The 19,024-nt window shown below is 59.9% G+C and carries 18 protein-coding genes; 16 read left to right on the forward strand and 2 right to left on the reverse strand.

Annotation, left to right across the window (positions count from 1 at the left end):
* Positions 1-66 precede the first annotated feature (66 nt).
* The 9 genes from KW839_RS19705 to araH all read left to right on the forward strand — a co-directional run bounded on the left by KW839_RS19705 (position 67) and on the right by araH (position 9,138).
* On the forward strand, positions 67-1,035 hold the full coding sequence (locus KW839_RS19705) for a GTP 3',8-cyclase MoaA (RefSeq protein ID WP_060540827.1): 969 nt from the start codon (positions 67-69) through the stop codon (positions 1,033-1,035).
* Positions 1,036-1,231: 196 nt separating this feature from the next.
* Positions 1,232-1,840 carry a DUF4823 domain-containing protein gene (locus KW839_RS19710; protein ID WP_218425245.1) on the forward strand — a complete coding sequence of 203 codons (609 nt, stop codon included), beginning with the start codon at positions 1,232-1,234 and terminating at the stop codon, positions 1,838-1,840.
* A gap of 16 nt (positions 1,841-1,856) precedes the next feature.
* Positions 1,857-2,417: a DUF1285 domain-containing protein gene (locus KW839_RS19715; RefSeq protein WP_060540829.1), complete on the forward strand. Its 561-nt coding sequence runs from the start codon at positions 1,857-1,859 to the stop codon at positions 2,415-2,417.
* A gap of 190 nt (positions 2,418-2,607) precedes the next feature.
* Complete coding sequence (locus KW839_RS19720; protein ID WP_060540830.1) at positions 2,608-3,324, forward strand: FadR/GntR family transcriptional regulator; 717 nt, start codon at positions 2,608-2,610, stop codon at positions 3,322-3,324.
* A gap of 128 nt (positions 3,325-3,452) precedes the next feature.
* A complete protein-coding gene (locus KW839_RS19725; RefSeq protein WP_218425246.1) occupies positions 3,453-4,328 on the forward strand; it encodes an SMP-30/gluconolactonase/LRE family protein in 876 nt (291 codons plus the stop codon).
* 272 nt (positions 4,329-4,600) lie between these two features.
* The gene (locus KW839_RS19730) at positions 4,601-5,419 is read left to right on the forward strand and encodes an SDR family oxidoreductase (protein WP_218425247.1); all 819 of its coding nucleotides are present in this window, start codon (positions 4,601-4,603) and stop codon (positions 5,417-5,419) included.
* Positions 5,420-5,541: 122 nt separating this feature from the next.
* A complete protein-coding gene (locus KW839_RS19735; RefSeq protein ID WP_218425248.1) occupies positions 5,542-6,546 on the forward strand; it encodes a substrate-binding domain-containing protein in 1,005 nt (334 codons plus the stop codon).
* Between the two features lie 66 nt (positions 6,547-6,612).
* Positions 6,613-8,157, forward strand: a complete 1,545-nt coding sequence (gene araG, locus KW839_RS19740; protein WP_218425249.1) for an L-arabinose ABC transporter ATP-binding protein AraG — start codon at positions 6,613-6,615, stop codon at positions 8,155-8,157.
* Positions 8,158-8,169: 12 nt separating this feature from the next.
* Complete coding sequence (araH, locus tag KW839_RS19745) at positions 8,170-9,138, forward strand: L-arabinose ABC transporter permease AraH (protein WP_060540895.1); 969 nt, start codon at positions 8,170-8,172, stop codon at positions 9,136-9,138.
* Positions 9,139-9,222: 84 nt separating this feature from the next.
* Here araH and KW839_RS19750 read toward each other — a convergent pair whose 3' ends face one another.
* A complete protein-coding gene (locus tag KW839_RS19750) occupies positions 9,223-9,549 on the reverse strand; it encodes a hypothetical protein (protein ID WP_218425250.1) in 327 nt (108 codons plus the stop codon).
* 337 nt (positions 9,550-9,886) lie between these two features.
* Here KW839_RS19750 and KW839_RS19755 point away from each other — a divergent pair, with 337 nt between their 5' ends.
* The 6 genes from KW839_RS19755 to KW839_RS19780 all read left to right on the forward strand — a co-directional run bounded on the left by KW839_RS19755 (position 9,887) and on the right by KW839_RS19780 (position 15,872).
* The gene (locus KW839_RS19755) at positions 9,887-10,369 is read left to right on the forward strand and encodes a GNAT family N-acetyltransferase (RefSeq protein ID WP_218425251.1); all 483 of its coding nucleotides are present in this window, start codon (positions 9,887-9,889) and stop codon (positions 10,367-10,369) included.
* Positions 10,370-10,645: 276 nt separating this feature from the next.
* Positions 10,646-11,674 carry a 2-dehydro-3-deoxygalactonokinase gene (locus KW839_RS19760; protein WP_218425252.1) on the forward strand — a complete coding sequence of 343 codons (1,029 nt, stop codon included), beginning with the start codon at positions 10,646-10,648 and terminating at the stop codon, positions 11,672-11,674.
* Between the two features lie 19 nt (positions 11,675-11,693).
* A complete protein-coding gene (locus tag KW839_RS19765) occupies positions 11,694-12,314 on the forward strand; it encodes a 2-dehydro-3-deoxy-6-phosphogalactonate aldolase (protein ID WP_060540838.1) in 621 nt (206 codons plus the stop codon).
* A gap of 46 nt (positions 12,315-12,360) precedes the next feature.
* Positions 12,361-13,509 (forward strand): galactonate dehydratase, encoded by a 1,149-nt coding sequence (gene dgoD, locus KW839_RS19770; protein ID WP_060540839.1) that lies wholly within the window; start codon positions 12,361-12,363, stop codon positions 13,507-13,509.
* A gap of 188 nt (positions 13,510-13,697) precedes the next feature.
* Entirely contained in the window at positions 13,698-15,008 is a 1,311-nt protein-coding gene (locus tag KW839_RS19775) for an MFS transporter (protein ID WP_218425253.1), read from the forward strand.
* A gap of 60 nt (positions 15,009-15,068) precedes the next feature.
* Complete coding sequence (locus KW839_RS19780; protein ID WP_060540841.1) at positions 15,069-15,872, forward strand: IclR family transcriptional regulator; 804 nt, start codon at positions 15,069-15,071, stop codon at positions 15,870-15,872.
* Positions 15,873-16,053: 181 nt separating this feature from the next.
* Here KW839_RS19780 and KW839_RS19785 read toward each other — a convergent pair whose 3' ends face one another.
* Positions 16,054-17,718, reverse strand: a complete 1,665-nt coding sequence (locus KW839_RS19785) for an electron transfer flavoprotein-ubiquinone oxidoreductase (protein ID WP_060540842.1) — start codon at positions 17,716-17,718, stop codon at positions 16,054-16,056.
* Between the two features lie 546 nt (positions 17,719-18,264).
* Between KW839_RS19785 and KW839_RS19790 the strand changes: the two genes are divergently transcribed.
* Complete coding sequence (locus KW839_RS19790; RefSeq protein WP_218425254.1) at positions 18,265-19,014, forward strand: electron transfer flavoprotein subunit beta/FixA family protein; 750 nt, start codon at positions 18,265-18,267, stop codon at positions 19,012-19,014.
* Positions 19,015-19,024 lie beyond the last annotated feature (10 nt).

The following is a 19,024-nucleotide window of genomic DNA, read 5'->3' on the forward strand; positions in this document are numbered from 1 at the left end:
GACTTGCTAAAACTTGATTTGTGAGTCAAGTTTTAGCGGCCCGAAATTTCTTCCGCCGGAGTGATCATGATCGTTGACCGTCAAGGCAGGCGTTTTCGCAATTTGCGCATCAGCCTGACCTCAGCCTGCAATTACGCTTGTACCTACTGCGTGCCCAACGGCAAGCGGCTGGTGGCTGCGCAGGATGAGTTGTCGGCCGAGGCCATGGCACGCGGTGTAGCCTATCTGATCGAAGCGGCGGGCATCGAGCGTTTGCGCATCACCGGCGGCGAACCGCTGGTCAGCCCGAAACTCGAGGCGTTCATGACCGCGGTCGGGCAGATGGGTTTGCAAGACATCAGCCTGACCACCAACGGCCAGTTGCTGGCCAAGAAGCTGCCACTGCTGGTGGATGCCGGTATTCGACGCCTCAACGTTTCCCTCGATACCCTCGACGCCAGTGCATTCCGCAGCATTGCCCGTGGCGGTGATCTGGCAACTGTGCTGGATGGCATGAACGCAGCCAGCGCCGCAGGCATGAAGATCAAGGTCAACATGGTGCCTCTGCGCGGGCAGAACCTCGATCAGGTCATGCCGCTGCTCGACTACTGCCTGGAGCGTGGTTATGAACTGCGTTTTATCGAGTTGATGCGCATGGGCCACCTGGCCAGTGACTCCAACACCTTCCTGCAACAGTTCGTCAGCCTCCAACAGTTGCTGAGCCTGATCGGCGAGCGCTACGAGTATCTGCAAGCCGATGCGCCGGTGGATGCGACCGCGGTGCGCTACGAAATTCCGGGGCAGGGCCATTTCGGCGTGATTGCCAACGAAAGCGTGCCGTTCTGCCGTACTTGTTCGCGGCTGCGTCTGTCCTCCACGGGATGGCTGCATGGTTGCCTGTCGTCGAGCAATCGCCATTACGTCGGCGACCTGCTGGACAAGCCGCGTCACCAGGCATTGCCGGCGCTGCAGCGATTGCTGGTGAAGGCCTTGGGTGACAAGCAGGAAGTGGCGTTTTCCGGTGGTGCGACAGTCATGAAGATTATTGGCGGCTGAACTGGCCCCTTCGCGGGCAAGCCCGCTCCCACAGTGTGCGGAGTCGTTCACAAATTTTGTAATCAACTCTGATCCCTGTGGGAGCGGGCTTGCCCGCGAAGGGGCCGGTTCTGGCGACGCTGAGCATGAGCTGGCTTAAAATCTGCATCCCACGGCCATTCGCCGGTTTTCCGTCACCGGCCTCTGGAGGGTAAGGATGCGTAGCCTGGTTTTGCTGCTGGCCGTTTTGGCGCTTGGTGGCTGCATGAACGTCAGCGATATGGCCGAAGGGACTCGATACCATATGAGCGATGCAGGGTTGCTCGACCATAGCGACAGCCGCCGGGTGAACAACCTGCGCATTCAGTCCGACTCATTTGTCTACATTGCCCAGGGTGCCTTCATGCCGCCGGGCAGCGACGTGTACCCACGGCCCAACGTGATTGCCGAAGTCGCCTTCGATGGTTTTGTCGATTATTTTCCGATGGTCCGTCGCGCCCGTGTGCCGGAGGGACTCGACCAGGCCATGGTCGAGGCGCGTGACGCCGGCGCCCACTATCTGCTCTACACCCGTTTCGCCAAGTCCGACGATCGCATCGGCAACTCCGACGAGTGGCTGGATCAGGAGGCGCTGGATCGACTCGGTATCGACAGCGGCGTGATTCAAATCATGTTGATCGAGACCAGCACCCAGTATTTGATTGATACTGCGAGTATCAAGAGTCGTGGCGGTTTGCTGACGTTCCATGACAAAAAACCGGAAGACCTGATGGGCCCGCCGCTCAAGCAATATGCTCGCAGCCTGCTCGGGCTCAGCGACCAGTAATTCAAAGGAGATCGCCATGAGTGACCCGCAAAAAGCCAACGACCTGTTGGGGCAAATCCCCAAGACCAAAGGCTTGCCGCCGGTGCACCTGTGGAACCCTGATTTCTGCGGTGACATCGACATGCGCATCGCCCGCGACGGCACCTGGTATTACCTGGGTACACCGATCGGGCGCAAGCCGATGGTCAAACTGTTCTCCACCATCATCCGCCGCGACGGCGATGATTACTTCCTGATTACCCCGGTGGAAAAGGTCGGGATCAAGGTCGACGATGCGCCGTTCGTGGCGATTGCCGTGGAAGTGGAAGGCGAGGGTGAGACGCAGGTCTTGCGCTTTACCACCAATGTCGATGAAACCACCGAGGCGGGCGTCGAGCATCCGATTCGTGTGGTGATCGACCCGGTGACGCAAGAGCCGGCGCCTTACGTCCATGTGCGAACCAATCTCGAAGCGTTGATCCACCGCAACGTGTTCTATCAATTGGTCGAGTTGGCGGTCAGCCGTGAAATCGACGGGCAGCGTTGGTTGGGTGTGTGGAGCAGCGGGGAGTTCTTCCGCATCGGTCTTGAACCCTGACATAACACTCTGTGGGAGCGGGCTTGCTCGCGAATACGGTGTGTCATTCACCTTCATGATGACTGACACACCGCATTCGCGAGCAAGCCTGCTCCCACAGTGAATAGTTGCATCACTAAAAAATCGAATTGACACCCAATCATATGATGATTAGCGTGGGCACCCATCGCGATCGGCTTTGAGGTGTCCCATGTCCAGCAGTTTTCACGCCGCAACCGTCGACTGGCTGGGTTGCCGGATCGCCACGGGGCAGGTCAGCCCGGGTGAGACCCTCAAGGTCGAAGCTGATCTGGGCGAGCAGTTGGGGGTCAGTCGTACGGTCATCCGCGAAGCTATCAAGACCCTGGTCGCCAAAGGCATGCTCGAAGTCGGACCGAAGGTTGGCACCCGGGTGCTGCCGGTGCGACGCTGGAATCTTTTCGATCCACAAGTCGTCGGCTGGCTCTCGCGCAGTGGCCTGCCGGAAAACTTCGTCGACGACTTGCTCGACCTGCGCCGCACTATCGAGCCGATGGCCGTGCGCTGGGCCTGCGAGCGAGCGACGGTGGAACAGGTCGAAGCGATCCTGCTGGCCTTCAACGCGCTGGAGAGGGCGGTGGACAATGGTATCGATTACAACCGTGCCGACCGTTTGTTCCACGAGTGCATCCTCGCCGCCAGCCACAATCAATTCATCGAGCAGATGGTCCCGGCCCTTGGCGCTTTGCTGGCCGTGTGCTTCGAGGCATCGGCCGCTGACCCCGACGAACTGCGCCGCACCTTGCCGATCCACAAGGACATGGCCGAAGCCATCGCCGCCCGGGACAGTGCGCGAGGTGTCTGGGCCTGCATGACCCTGATCGACAATGCCGACCTGGCGATCAAGCGCTATTACCCGCAAGTCATGGCCGACAAAAAAGCCGGCTGAAAAGCCCCTATGTGAAAGCCAGCCTGATGGCGATTTTGTGTCAGTCGAGATTGTTGTAGCTGACACGCCATCGCGAGCAGGTTCGCTCCTACAAAAAAAACAAAAACAAGAACAAAGCAGGAGGTTTCATGACGTGGACTGCAGTAACCGGTCACCGTGCGCAGTTGGGCGAAGGCCCGTTCTGGGATGCGCCGACCCAGGCGCTGTACTGGGTGGACATCGCCGGTCGACAAGCGCTGCGCCTGATCGGTGCCAACGTGCAGATCTGGCAGATGCCGGAACACGTATCAGCCTTTATCCCCTGCGAAAGCGGCGACGCGCTGGTTACGCTGAGTTCCGGGGTATACAGGCTCGACCTTGATTCGCCTGGACTCGAACCGCGCCTGACACTGCTTTGCGTCGCCGACCCGCAACCGGGCAACCGCGCCAATGAAGCCCGCTGCGATGCCCAAGGCCGACTCTGGCTCGGCACCATGCAAAACAACGTAGGTGCCCAGGGCGAAGACCTGCCCATCGAGCGGCGTTCCGGTGGCCTGTTTCGCATTGACGGTGATGGCCGTGTCACGCCGCTACTGCGGGGCCTGGGCATTCCCAATACGCTGCTGTGGAGTGCTGACTCCACCCGCTTGTACTTTGGCGACAGCCTGGACGGCACCTTGTACCGGCATTTCATTCGCACCGATGGTGGCCTTGAACCGGCCCAGGCCTGGTTCGGCCCCCACCGACGCGGTGGCCCTGACGGTTCGGCGATGGATGCCCAAGGCTACCTGTGGAACGCACGCTGGGATGGCAGTTGCCTGCTCAGGCTGGCTCCGGATGGCAGCGTCGACCGGGTGATCGAGTTGCCAATCAGTCGCCCCACCAGTTGTGTGTTTGGCGGCAAAGACCTGAAAACCCTGTACATCACCAGTGCAGCGAGCCCGCTCAAGCATCCGTTGGATGGTGCAGTGTTAGCCATTGCCCTGGATGTTCCCGGGACACTATGTACACGTTTTTCTGGCTGAATCCCAAAATATGGGATGAGAATATATATATTGAGATTTATCGCGAGCCGGGTTTATAGTCGGCTCCACCGGTTTCACGCACTCACACTTAAAAAAACAAAACAGGTGAAGTGATGCAGCGATATTCCCCCGCACTCCATTGTGCAGTCAGTGCTTCAGCCTTTTGCGAGCTGAAACCTGTACGCGCCTGCCTGTTTTTCCCTCAACGTCTTTTCGCCGGACATCGACAGATGCCCGGTTTTCGTCGTGCTGTCGAACAGGAGTCCTGATTCATGGCTGAACCCCTTTCCTTACCTCCCGTGCCCGAGCCGCCCAAGGGCGAGCGCCTGAAAAACAAGGTGGTATTGCTGACCGGTGCTGCCCAGGGCATCGGCGAAGCGATTGTCGCGGCATTTGCCTCCCAGCAGGCCAGGCTGGTCATCAGCGATATCCAGGCCGAAAAAGTCGAAAACGTCGCGGCGCAGTGGCGGGGCAAAGGCTTTGACGTGCAGGCGATCAAGGCTGACGTGTCCCGGCAACAGGACCTGCACGCCATGGCCAGGTTGGCGATCGACCTTCACGGGCGGATCGACGTACTGGTCAACTGCGCCGGGGTCAACGTGTTCCGCGACCCGCTGGAAATGACCGAAGAAGACTGGCGTCGTTGTTTCGCGATCGATCTGGACGGCGCCTGGTACGGCTGCAAGGCGGTTCTGCCACAAATGATTGAACAGGGCATCGGCAGCATCATCAACATCGCCTCCACCCATTCCACTCACATCATCCCGGGTTGCTTCCCTTACCCGGTAGCCAAGCACGGCTTGCTCGGCCTGACCCGCGCCCTGGGCATCGAATACGCGCCAAAGGGCGTTCGCGTCAACGCCATCGCACCGGGCTACATCGAAACCCAGCTGAACGTCGATTACTGGAACGGTTTTGCCGACCCCCACGCCGAGCGTCAGCGCGCCTTCGATCTGCACCCGCCAAGGCGCATCGGTCAGCCCATTGAAGTGGCGATGACGGCAGTGTTCCTGGCCAGTGACGAAGCACCCTTTATCAACGCCTCGTGCATCACTATCGACGGTGGGCGCTCGGTGATGTACCACGACTGAACACCAGGCTTTGAGGTGTGTTTCTACGCCTGAAATCCAATCATCATACGATATGACTATTGCCTGCAATTTGTGAACGCTTTTCAAATAATGCTCTAAAAAAATAACAAAGGAGTCAGCTTATGAATCGTCGTCGTGCTATCCGTTCCCTGTGCTGTGCCGCCCTGGCGGTCACTGCGGTCAGCCTGAGCAGCACACTGCTGGCGGCCGAAGAAGTGAAAATCGGTTTTCTGGTCAAGCAGGCGGAAGAGCCCTGGTTCCAGACTGAATGGGCATTCGCCGAAAAGGCCGGTAAGGAAAAAGGCTTCACCCTGATCAAAATCGCAGTGCCCGACGGCGAGAAGACCCTCTCTGCCATTGACAGCCTGGCGGCCAACGGTGCCAAGGGCTTTGTGATCTGCCCGCCCGATGTGTCCCTGGGCCCGGCGATCATGGCCAAGGCCAAGCTCAACGGGTTGAAAGTGATCGCCGTGGATGATCGCTTTGTCGACGCCAGCGGTAAATTCATGGAAGACGTGCCGTACCTCGGCATGGCCGCCTTCGAAGTCGGCCAGAAACAGGGTGCCGCCATGGCCACCGAAGCGAAAAAGCGCGGCTGGGACTGGAAAGACACTTACGCCGTGATCAACACCTATAACGAACTCGACACTGGCAAGAAACGCACCGACGGTTCGGTCAAAGCCCTCGAAGACGCCGGCATGCCCAAGGACCACATCCTGTTCTCGGCCCTCAAAACCCTCGACGTTCCGGGCAGCATGGACGCCACCAATTCGGCGTTGGTGAAGCTGCCGGGCGCGGCGAAGAACCTGATCATCGGCGGGATGAACGACAACACTGTGCTGGGTGGGGTGCGCGCCACCGAAAGCGCCGGTTTCGCGGCGAAGAACGTGATCGGTATCGGCATCAACGGCACTGACGCCATCGGCGAGTTGAAGAAACCCGATAGCGGCTTCTTCGGCTCGATGCTGCCAAGTCCGCATATCGAGGGTTATAACACCGCAAGCATGATGTACGAGTGGGTCACCAAGGGTACGGAGCCGGCGAAATACACCGCCATGGATGACGTGACGCTGATCACCCGCGACAACTTCAAGCAGGAACTGGAAAAGATCGGCCTGTGGAACTGAGGGACGGTTGATTTCAGCGGCGGCCTCGGCGACGGGGTTGCCTGATCTGCGAAAAGAGGTGGGGTTATGCACGCGCAATCAAAAACACAACATCACAACTGCAGTGGCAGCTTGCGCTTCAACGGGATCGGCAAGACCTTTCCCGGGGTCAAGGCGCTCGACGGCATCAGCTTCGTCGCCCATCCGGGGCAGGTTCACGCCCTGATGGGCGAGAACGGCGCAGGCAAATCGACGCTGCTGAAAATCCTCGGCGGTGCCTATACACCGAGTAGCGGTGCGCTGCAGATCGGCGAACACACGATGGACTTCAAGTCCACCGCCGACAGCATCGGCAGCGGCGTCGCGGTGATCCACCAGGAGTTACATCTGGTGCCGGAAATGACCGTGGCGGAGAACCTGTTCCTGGGGCACCTGCCGGCCCGTTTCGGCCTGATCAATCGAGGTGCCCTGCGTCAGCAAGCCCTGGCTTGTCTCAAGGGCCTGGCCGAGGAAATCGATCCCCAGGAAAAAGTCGGGCGCCTGTCCCTCGGCCAGCGGCAACTGGTGGAAATTGCCAAGGCATTGTCCCGAGGCGCCCATGTGATCGCCTTCGACGAACCGACCAGCAGCCTGTCGGCGCGGGAGATCGAGCGCTTGATGGCGATCATCGGCCGACTGCGCGACGAAGGCAAAGTGGTGCTGTACGTCTCCCATCGTATGGAAGAAGTGTTCCGCATCTGCAACGCGGTGACGGTGTTCAAGGACGGCCGCTTCGTGCGCACGTTCGAGGACATGAGCCAGCTGACCCATGATCAACTGGTCACTTGCATGGTCGGTCGCGACATCCAGGACATCTACGACTATCGGCCTCGCCAGCGGGGCGCCGTGGCACTCAAGGTCGATGGCCTGCAAGGGCCGGGCTTGCGTGAGCCGGTGAGCTTCCAGGTGCACAAAGGCGAAATTCTCGGGCTGTTCGGTCTGGTCGGCGCCGGCCGCACCGAGCTGTTGCGCATGCTCAGCGGGCTGGAACGCAATAGTGCCGGACGTCTTGAACTGCGCGGCCATGAACTGAAACTGCGCTCACCCCGGGACGCGATTGCCGCCGGCATTCTGTTGTGTCCCGAAGACCGCAAGAAAGAGGGCATCCTGCCCCTGGCGAGCGTCGCCGAGAACATCAACATCAGCGCACGCGGTGCCCATTCCAGCTTCGGCTGCCTGCTGCGCGGCCTGTGGGAGAAGGACAACGCCGATCAGCAGATCAAGGCTCTGAAAGTGAAGACGCCCAATGCGGCGCAGAAAATCATGTACCTGTCCGGCGGCAATCAGCAGAAGGCCATTCTCGGCCGCTGGCTGTCGATGCCGATGAAAGTCCTGCTGCTCGACGAACCCACCCGTGGCATCGACATCGGCGCCAAGGCCGAGATCTACCAGATCATCCATAACCTGGCCGCCAGCGGCATCGCGGTGATCGTGGTGTCCAGTGACCTGATGGAAGTCATGGGCATTTCCGACCGCATCCTGGTGCTTTGCGAAGGCGCGTTGCGTGGCGAACTGAGCCGCGACCAGGCCAATGAATCCAACCTGCTGCAAATGGCTTTGCCGCGCCAACGCGCTGACGGCGTGGCGAACTGAGGGGTGACTATGATGACAATCCAAAACAACACATTGCCGGCGACTCGCAAACCTCTGGACCTGCGGCGTTTTCTCGATGACTGGGTAATGCTGCTGGCCGCGGTCGGGATCTTCGTCGCCTGCACCTTGCTGATCGACAACTTTCTTTCGCCGCTGAACATGCGTGGCCTGGGCCTGGCGATTTCCACCACCGGCATCGCCGCCTGCACCATGCTGTATTGCCTGGCATCCGGGCATTTCGACCTGTCGGTGGGCTCGGTGATCGCCTGTGCCGGGGTCGTTGCAGCCGTGGTCATGCGCGACACCGACAGTGTGTTTCTCGGTGTCAGTGCAGCCCTGGTGATGGGCCTGATCGTGGGACTGATCAACGGCATCGTGATTGCCAAGCTGCGGGTCAATGCGTTGATCACCACACTGGCGACCATGCAGATCGTGCGTGGTCTGGCTTACATTTTCGCTAACGGCAAAGCGGTGGGGGTGTCACAGGAATCGTTTTTCGTCTTCGGTAATGGCCAGTTGTTTGGCGTGCCGGTGCCGATCCTGATTACCATCGTCTGCTTCCTGTTTTTCGGCTGGCTGCTCAACTACACCACCTACGGGCGCAACACCATGGCCATCGGCGGCAACCAGGAAGCGGCGCTGCTGGCCGGGGTCAACGTGGACCGGACCAAGATCATTATCTTTGCCGTGCACGGCGTGATCGGCGCGCTGGCCGGGGTGATCCTGGCCTCGCGCATGACGTCCGGCCAGCCAATGATCGGCCAGGGTTTCGAACTCACAGTGATCTCGGCCTGCGTGCTGGGCGGGGTGTCGCTGAGCGGCGGGATCGGCATGATCCGCCATGTGATTGCCGGTGTGTTGATTCTGGCGATCATCGAGAATGCGATGAACCTGAAGAACATCGACACGTTTTATCAGTACGTGATTCGCGGTTCGATCCTGTTGCTGGCGGTGGTGATTGACCGTCTCAAGCAGCGCTGACAATTATTGCCCGCAGGAGCGAGTTTGCTTTCGAAAAGGCTCGCTAAGCCGGCACTTGAATCAGCTTCGGTGCCGACCTGCATTCTATTGGCTGATCCCACCTTCTTTGCCCGAACTGTCGGTAGTGGTCGAACCGAGTCCGCCTTGGGTGGGTGTTTTAGTGTCCGGTAGATTCATGCCGCCCTGGCGACCAGGATCATTGCCCTGATCCCGTGGGTCGTTGCCGGTGGACGGTGGCAGGCCGCTGTCGAGGCCTGAACCGGTATGGGTCACGGGGGCGCTCTGGATAGCCGGAGCTTTGGGGTTTGCCACTGGATTGGTGGGGCCGGTGCTGGAGCCAATGTTCCCGGCGTAGGCACCGGAGGCCAACAAGGCGGTGAGGGCGAGGGCGGTCAACCTGGACAGGATCATGGTGTCGTCTCCAGCGAGTAGAGTGCTTAGTTGATTAGTCCGCCCCCGAATTGCATGGGTGCCAGACGTGCGACGAACGGCTTGGTATCAGGCTTGTGTGGCTCTGCGGCGGAGGTCCTCTATGGCGAGGAGCTCACTGTGGCGAGGGGGCTTGCTGTGGCGAGGGGGCTTGCCCCCGCTGGACTGCGCAGCAGTCCCCTTCCATGATCGGCGCCATCCAGATATTGGGGGTTGCTGCGCAACCCGACGGGGGCAAGCCCCTCGCCACAGTGAGCCCCCTCGCCACAAATCCCGTGCCGACTTAGTATGGCGTTTTCAATTTTGACAAGGCACGTCCATGACGATCGAAATCCGCCCGGCGACCCCCAGTGACGCGCCGCAAATTCTCGCGTTCATCACTGAACTGGCCGACTACGAACGTGCCCGTCATGAAGTCATCGCCAGCGTCGCCGACATCGAGCGCAGCCTGTTCAGCGAAGGCGCTACTGCCCATGGCCTGATCTGCCTGCGCGACGGTCTGCCGATCGGGTTCGCGGTGTTCTTCTTCAGTTACTCCACCTGGCTGGGGAGCAACTGCCTGTACCTTGAAGACCTCTACATCACCCCTGATCAGCGCGGTGGCGGGGCGGGCAAGACCTTGCTGCGGCATCTGGCGAAAATCGCCTGCGCCAATGATTGCGGGCGCTTTGAGTGGAGCGTGCTGGAGTGGAATACCCCGGCCATCGACTTCTACAAATCCCTGGGCGCGCAGCCGCAGGAAGAGTGGGTTCGCTATCGCATGGATGGCAAGGTCCTTCGCGAGTTCGCAGACGGAAATTGAACCGTGATATTTCGCTGTAAACCCATTCCGTAGGAGCTAGCTTGCCAGCGATGGCGGGCTCAAGAGCAATGCAGCCCTTGAGATTGAATCGCCAGCACGTCGGCTCCTGCAGGGCAATGTACGCTTTGAATATCGCAGAAATCGACGTCTGCGATTTTTTTTGCCTGAAATCTATTAATCCCAATATGTGGGAGTGATATTTATATATTGAGATTTCGGCGCATCAGGGTTTATAGTCCGGCTCACTCACTGCCAAAAACCAAAACAGGTGAAGCGATGCGGGCGCAATTGATCGCGCTGGATTGGGGGACAACCTCATTACGTGCTTACAAACTGGCCGAAGGTGGCAAGGTGCTCGAACAGCGTTCGCTGTCGTCGGGAATCATGCAACTGCCCAAGGTGCCGCGAATCATTGCCGGTCGGGAATGCACCGACGGTTTCGAACTGGCCTTCGATGAGGCATGCAGCGACTGGCTCGACGCGCAACCCGGCTTGCCGGTGATTGCCTGTGGCATGGTCGGCAGCGCCCAGGGCTGGCGCGAAGCGGCCTACCGCGATACACCGGCGAACGTCGCCACGCTTGGTACGTCCCTGCAAACCGTTCGCAGTATTCGTGGAATCGATGTGCACATCGTGCCGGGGGTGATTCAACGTTCGCGTCTGCCGAATGTGATGCGTGGCGAAGAAACCCAGGTGCTCGGCGTGCTGCAAAATCTGCCGGGCGAGGCGGGCGAGGCGGGCGAGGCGGGCGAGGCGGGCGAGGCGGGCGGGGATCTGTTGATCGGCCTGCCGGGCAGTCATTCGAAATGGGTGGAAGTGGCCGACGGCTGCATCGTCCATTTCGATACCTTCATGACCGGCGAAATCTTCGCCGTGCTCAGCGAGCACAGCATTCTGGGGCGCACCCAGCAGCGTAGCGCGACCTTCGATGGCGACGCTTTTGATCGCGGTGTACAGGTGGCGTTATCGGCGGACGGTGAAATCGGTCCGCTGTCGACCCTGTTCAGCGCCCGCAGCCTGGGCCTGACCGGCGAACTGAGTGCCACGGCGCAAGCCGACTACCTGTCCGGGCTGTTGATCGGCCACGAGTTGTCGGCCCTGGCCTGTGCTCAACGGCGCCGGCGCAACAGCGTGCACCTGCCTTCGATCATCCTCATCGGTAACGCCCAACTCTGCGCCCGCTACAGCCGCGCGCTCGACGCTTGTGGCTTTGCCCGGGTGACCCTGGCCGAGCAGGCCACCGAACACGGATTGTGGCAACTGGCGCTCGCCGCCGGTCTGATCACGCTCACCCTGTCCCGTTAATCCTGACTGGAGGTCTGACATGCTCAAACAAGCCCTGGCGCAAAACGGTCTTATCGCGATCTTGCGCGGCCTGCGCCCACAGGAAGCGGCGGCCATCGGCGAAGTCCTGTACGGCGCCGGATTTCGCGTCATCGAGGTGCCGCTCAATTCCCCTGAGCCGTACGAAAGTATTCGCATCCTGCGTAGCACCTTGCCCGCCGATTGCCTGATTGGCGCCGGCACGGTGCTGACGCCGGAGCAGGTCGGGCAAGTGAAAGCGGCGGGCGGTCAGGTGATCGTCATGCCACACAGCGATCCGCAAGTATTGCGCGCGGCGAAGGCCGCCGGACTGTACCTGTCGCCGGGTGTCGCCACGCCGACCGAAGCCTTCGCCGCACTGGCGCTGGGCGCCGATGTGCTGAAGATGTTTCCGGCCGAGCAGATGGGGCCGGCAGTCGTAAAAGCCTGGCTCGCGGTGTTGCCCGCCGGGACGACTCTGGTGCCGGTCGGCGGCATCACCCCGGACAACATGCAGGTCTTTATCGAAGCAGGCGTCAAGGGTTTCGGTCTCGGATCCGGCCTGTTCAAGCCGGGAATGACGCCGGAGCAAGTGGCGGCCAATGCCAAGGCCTACGTCGCTGCATGGAACGCTCTGCGTTAAGACTTTTTCGGCGCCGAGCGCGCTGCATCCAATAAGAGAGCCAAAGATGAAAATCACTAAACTGACCACCTTCATCGTTCCGCCGCGCTGGTGCTTCCTCAAGGTCGAAACCGATGAGGGCGTGACCGGTTGGGGCGAGCCCGTGGTCGAAGGCCGCGCTCATACCGTCGCAGCGGCCGTTGAAGAATTGTCCGACTACCTGATCGGCAAAGACCCACGCAATATCGAAGATATCTGGACGGTGCTGTACCGCGGCGGCTTCTACCGGGGTGGCGCGATTCACATGAGTGCCCTGGCCGGTATCGATCAGGCGTTGTGGGACATCAAGGGCAAGGCGTTGGGGGTGTCGGTCAGTGATCTGCTCGGTGGTCAGGTGCGCGACAAGATTCGTGTGTATTCATGGATCGGTGGCGACCGCCCGGCGGACACGGCACGGGCTGCGAAGGAAGCGGTGGAGCGTGGTTTCACTGCGGTGAAAATGAACGGCACCGAAGAGCTGCAGTTCCTCGACTCCTTCGAAAAAGTAGACCTGGCCCTGGCCAACGTCGCCGCCGTGCGTGATGCGGTGGGGCCGAACGTGGGCATCGGCGTCGACTTCCATGGCCGGGTGCACAAGCCCATGGCCAAGGTGCTGATGAAGGAACTCGATCCGTACAAACTGATGTTCATCGAAGAGCCGGTGCTCAGCGAAAACTACGAAGCACTGAAAGAACTGGCGCCACTGACCAGCACACCGATTGCGCTCGGTGAGCGCTTGTTTTCCCGTTGGGATTTCAAGCGTGTACTCAGCGAGGGTTACGTCGACATCATCCAGCCCGATGCGTCCCACGCCGGCGGTATCACCGAGACCCGCAAGATCGCCAACATGGCCGAAGCCTACGACGTCGCGCTGGCGCTGCATTGCCCGCTGGGCCCGATCGCCCTGGCGGCCTGTCTGCAACTGGACGCGGCCTGCTACAACGCGTTCATCCAGGAGCAGAGCCTGGGCATCCATTACAACGAAAGCAACGACCTGCTCGACTACGTCAAGGACCCACGGGTGTTCGACTATGACCAGGGCTTCGTGAAGATCCCGAATGGCCCGGGCCTGGGTATCGAGATCAACGAGGAATACGTGATCGAGCGCGCCGCCGTCGGCCACCGCTGGCGCAACCCGATATGGCGCCATGCCGATGGCAGTTTTGCCGAGTGGTGAGTTCTCCCTGATCAACCACCAATCCCCTGTGGGAGCCAGCCTGCTGGCGATTCGGTAGGCACATTCAGCATTGATGGTGACTGACACACCGCCATCGCCAGCAGGCTGGCTCCCACAGTTGATCTCCATGGACAAGGAGATCTGCGTTTCACCTCGACCTCAATAAACATAAAAAGAGGCACTTCCTCATGCAACCGCAAACCCTCACTGGGCAGGCGTCGTTGGTGGCGCCCAGCCGCAAGCGTTTTTTCATCATGGTCCTGCTGTTCATCACCGTGGTGATCAACTACCTGGACCGCAGCAACCTGTCGATTGCCGCCCCTGCGCTGACCAGCGACCTGGGGATTGACCCGATTCATGTCGGCCTGATCTTTTCCGCGTTCGGCTGGACCTACGCCGCCATGCAGATTCCTGGCGGCTGGCTGGTGGACCGAGTGCCGCCGCGCATTCTCTATACCGCTGCACTGCTGCTGTGGTCGATTGCCACGGTGATGCTCGGTTTTGCCGCCAGCTTTATCGCGCTGTTCGTGCTGCGCATGGCGGTGGGTGCTCTGGAAGCGCCGGCTTATCCGATCAACAGCCGCGTCGTCACCACCTGGTTCCCCGAGCGCGAGCGCGCCACGGCCATCGGTTTCTACACCTCCGGGCAGTTCGTTGGTCTGGCTTTCCTGACACCGGTTCTGGCCTGGCTGCAACACGAATTCGGCTGGCACATGGTGTTTGTCGCCACCGGCGCAGTGGGCATTCTCTGGGCGGTGATCTGGTACGCGGTGTATCGCGAGCCACGGGATTTCAAAGGTGCCAACGAGGCAGAAATCGACCTGATCCGCGAAGGCGGCGGGCTGGTGGATATTCAGGCCGAGCAAGCCAAAGTCAAAGCCAAATTCAGTTGGACCGACCTGGGCATTGTCCTGACCAAGCGCAAGCTCTGGGGTATCTACCTCGGCCAGTTCTGCCTCAACTCGACCCTGTGGTTCTTCCTGACCTGGTTCCCGACCTACCTGGTGAAATACCGCGGCATGGACTTCATCAAGTCCGGCTTGTTGGCGTCACTGCCGTTTCTCGCGGCGTTCGTTGGCGTGCTGTGTTCCGGGTTCTTTTCGGACTTGCTGATCCGCCGCGGCTATACAGTAGGGTTCGCCCGCAAATTACCGATCATCAGTGGCCTGCTGATTTCCACCTCGATCATCGGCGCCAACTTTGTCGAGTCGACGCCGCTGGTGATCGCCTTTCTCGCGCTGGCGTTCTTCGGCAACGGCCTGGCTTCCATCACCTGGTCGCTGGTATCGACGCTCGCCCCGGCACGTTTGCTGGGACTGACCGGTGGCGTGTTCAACTTCATCGGCAACCTGTCGGCCATCGCTACGCCTATCGTCATCGGTTTCCTCGCCAGCGGTGATTCTTTTGCCCCGGCGATCACCTATATCTCGGTGCTGGCGTTGATCGGTGCGCTTTCCTACATCTTGCTGGTGGGCAAGGTCGAGCGTATCAAGTTGTAGTCGCGGCACGCGGGCGACCATAATGCCGCCCGTTCACTCGCTCATCGGTAAAGGCTGGATATGCAGGAAGACGCCCCAAAAATCGCCAAGGACGCCGCGCCGACCGGTACCCAGACCCTGCTTCGCGGTTTGGGTGTGGTCCAGGCCGTGGCCAGTGGCGCCCGCGATCTCAAAGAGATAGCCCGGTTGATCGGAACCACGCGCAGCACTACCCATCGCCTGGCCAGTTGCCTGGTGGAGGAGCGTTACCTGCGGGTGGTGCCGCAGGTGGGTTACTTGTTGGGGCCCAAGCTGATCGAACTGGGTTTCCAGGCACGCGAAGAGCTGCCGTTGGTGACCCTGGCCGGGCCTTATCTGGATGAGCTGTCGGCGTTGACTGGCGACACTATCCACCTGGCGATTCGCGAGGGCGACGAGGTGCTGTACCTGCACAAGAATCCGGGGCGCAATGGCCCGGAAATGCGTTCGCGGGTTGGCCATCGCATGCCGTTGGCGCGTACCGGTATCGGCAAGGCATTGATGCTCGATGATTCGCCGCAGGAGTGGCAGCGGCTGTACGAAATCAGCCTGCCGGTGGGTGGGAAAAATCTGTTCTGGCCGCAGCACCCGGAGCAATCCTGGGAGCAGTTCCAGCAGCGCATGGTCGAGTATGTGGCCGGCGGCTACGCCTTCGACCTGGAAGACAACGAACCGTCGATCCGCTGCGTGGCGGCGCCGATTCGTGACGCGAGCAAGCGCATCGTGGCCGCCATCAGTATCGCCAGTACCGTGCCGTACATGCCGCTGGAAAAAATGGCCGAGCTGATTCCGTTGATAAAGGGCACTACGGCGCGTCTATCGGCAGAACTGGGTCTCAAGCTTTAAACACAACCCAATGTGTACAAGCGGGCTTGCTCGCGAATGCGGTACTTCATTCAACACTGATGTCGACTTATACATCGCATTCGCGAGCAAGCCCGCTCCCACATCGGCCGTGTTGTGCCCTGAATTGCGGGCAACAAAAAGGCCCCCATTCGGGAGCCTTTTCGATGTTTCGGCGTTCGGCTTACATGTTCGGGTAAGTCGGGCCGCCAGCGCCTTCCGGCGTCACCCAGGTGATGTTCTGTGCAGGGTCCTTGATGTCGCAGGTCTTGCAGTGAACGCAGTTCTGGGCGTTGATCTGGAAGCGCTTCTCGCCGTCTTCCTTGGTGATCACTTCGTATACACCGGCCGGGCAGTAGCGCTGGGCTGGTTCATCGTACATTGGCAGGTTCTTGCTGATCGGGATGCTCGGGTCGGTCAGCTTCAGGTGGCAAGGCTGTTCTTCTTCGTGGTTGGTACCGGAGATGAACACCGAGCTGAGTTTGTCGAAGCTGATCTTGCCGTCCGGTTTCGGATAGTCGATCTTCTTGCAGTCGGCGGCGAGCTTGAGGCACGCGTAATCCGGCTTGGTGTCGTGCAGGGTGAACGGCAGTTTGCCGCCGAAGATGTTCTGGTCCAGCCAGTTGAAACCGCCACCGACGATCGCGCCGAACTTGTGGATCGCCGGGCCGAAGTTGCGGCTGGCGAACAGTTCTTCGTGCAGCCAGCTGTTCTTGAAGGCGTCGACGTAGGAGGTCAGCTCTTCGGTACCGTCCTTCTCGGCGAACAGCGCGTCGGCTACCGATTCAGCGGCGAGCATGCCGGACTTCATCGCGGTGTGGCTGCCTTTGATCTTGGCGAAGTTCAGGGTGCCGAGGTCGCAACCGATCAGCGCGCCGCCCTTGAAGACCATCTTCGGCAGCGAGTTCAGGCCGCCCTTGCAGATGGCACGGGCGCCGTAGCTGATGCGCTTGCCGCCTTCCAGGTACTGCTTGAGTACCGGGTGATGCTTGAGGCGCTGGAACTCGTCGAACGGCGACAGGTAAGTGTTGCTGTAGGACAGGTCGACGATCAGGCCCACTACAACCTGGTTGTTTTCCAGGTGATAGAGGAACGAGCCGCCGGTGTTCTCGGTGCCCATGATGTCCATCGGCCAACCGGCGGTGTGCACTACCAGGCCTGGCTGGTGCTTGGCCGGGTCGATTTCCCAGATTTCTTTCAGGCCGATGCCGTAATGCTGGGCGTCGGCATCGCTGGCGAGGTTGAAGCGCTGGATCAGTTGCTTGCCGATGTGGCCACGGCAGCCTTCGGCGAACAGTGTGTACTTGCCACGCAGTTCCATGCCCGGGGTGTACAGGCCTTCTTTCGGATGACCTTCGCGGTCAACGCCCAGGTCGCCGGTGATGATCCCTCGCACCACGCCGTTTTCGTCGATCAGCGCTTCCTGAGCGGCGAAGCCCGGGTAGATTTCCACGCCCAGGTTCTCGGCCTGCTGGGCCAGCCAGCGGCACAGATTGCCCAGGGAGATGATGTAGTTGCCTTCGTTGTGCATGGTCTTGGGCACAAAGAAGTCAGGAATTTTCTGCGCGCTTTCGGCGTTTTTCAGCACGAAAATGTCATCGCGGGTGACCGGCGTGTTCAGCGGAGCGCCGAGTTCTTTCCAGTCCGGGAACAGTTCGTTCAGGGCCCGTGGTTCGAACACGGCACCAGAAAGGATGTGAGCGCCGACTTCGGAGCCTTTTTCGACCACGCAGACGCTGATTTCCTTACCGGCTTGCGCGGCTTTCTGTTTCAGGCGGCAGGCAGCGGAAAGGCCAGCGGGGCCGGCACCGACGATGACCACGTCGAATTCCATGTATTCGCGTTCCACAGGCTATCTCCTACTCAAGGCTCAACAGTTTTTTTCTAATTTTGGAGTTTCGGTGTCGCATCCTTGAATCCCGATGTAACGTCGGGAGAGGACAATCGAGTGACCACCTTTCTCTTTGGGTGGCGCATTATATCTACACCACTCCCAGCGTCCAATACAAACGTTTGTTTGAATTGCCTCAAGGCCAGAGAAATCAAAGTCACGCGCCGTATGAACGGCTATTTTGGCGTATTGACCGGAATAGGCGTTCCGGTCAAGATACGGGCGGTTTTGCGCTCGCCGTAGGCTGACTGTTGGTTTCAAGAGCACCTCTAAAGACAGGGCGATGGCAGTAGAAGTGATGCGCAGTGCAGCTCGGACTCGCAGTTTACACGCCGCGATAAGGAATGACTCGATAGTCACCACTGACGAACGGTCATCAACGTCATGCGCGATGGTCACTTGACACTGTGCCGGCGTTTTTGGAGGTGCCCTTGCGCCCGATGAGTATCAACCGCCAGGTTCGCCTAGGCGACTTTCTTTTCACCGGAGAGTAACGAGGAATCCATGAAGGTTCTTGTAGCTGTCAAACGCGTTGTGGATTACAACGTGAAAGTTCGCGTCAAGGCGGACAATTCCGGCGTCGATCTTGCCAACGTCAAGATGTCGATGAACCCGTTCTGCGAGATCGCCGTGGAAGAAGCCGTACGCCTGAAAGAGAAAGGCGTTGCGACTGAAATCGTCGTCGTCTCCGTCGGCCCGTCCACCGCTCAAGAGCAACTGCGCACCGCGCTGGCTCTGGGTGCTGACCGCGCCATCCTCGTCGAGTCCGCCGAAGACCTGACCTCCCTGGCCGTTGCCAAACTGTTGAAAGCTGTAGTCGACAAGGAACAGCCTCAGCTGGTGATCCTTGGCAAACAAGCGATCGACAGCGACAACAACCAGACTGGCCAGATGCTCGCTGCACTGAGCGGCTACGGTCAGGGCACGTTCGCTTCGAAAGTCGAAATCAGCGGCGACAGCGTAGCTGTAACCCGCGAAATCGACGGCGGCGCGCAGACGGTTTCCCTGAAACTGCCGGCCATCGTCACCACCGACCTGCGTTTGAACGAGCCGCGCTACGCGTCCCTGCCAAACATCATGAAAGCCAAGAAGAAGCCTCTCGAAGTGCTGACTCCGGACGCTTTGGGCGTTTCCACCGCCTCCACCAACAAGACTCTGAAAGTCGAAGCGCCTGCTGCACGCAGCGCGGGTATCAAGGTCAAGTCTGTTGCTGAGTTGGTCGAGAAACTGAAAAACGAAGCGAAGGTGCTTTGAGCTAAGGAGC

Origin of the sequence: Pseudomonas sp. PDM31 (assembly GCF_019218965.1) — a bacterium.
Classification (GTDB): domain Bacteria; phylum Pseudomonadota; class Gammaproteobacteria; order Pseudomonadales; family Pseudomonadaceae; genus Aquipseudomonas.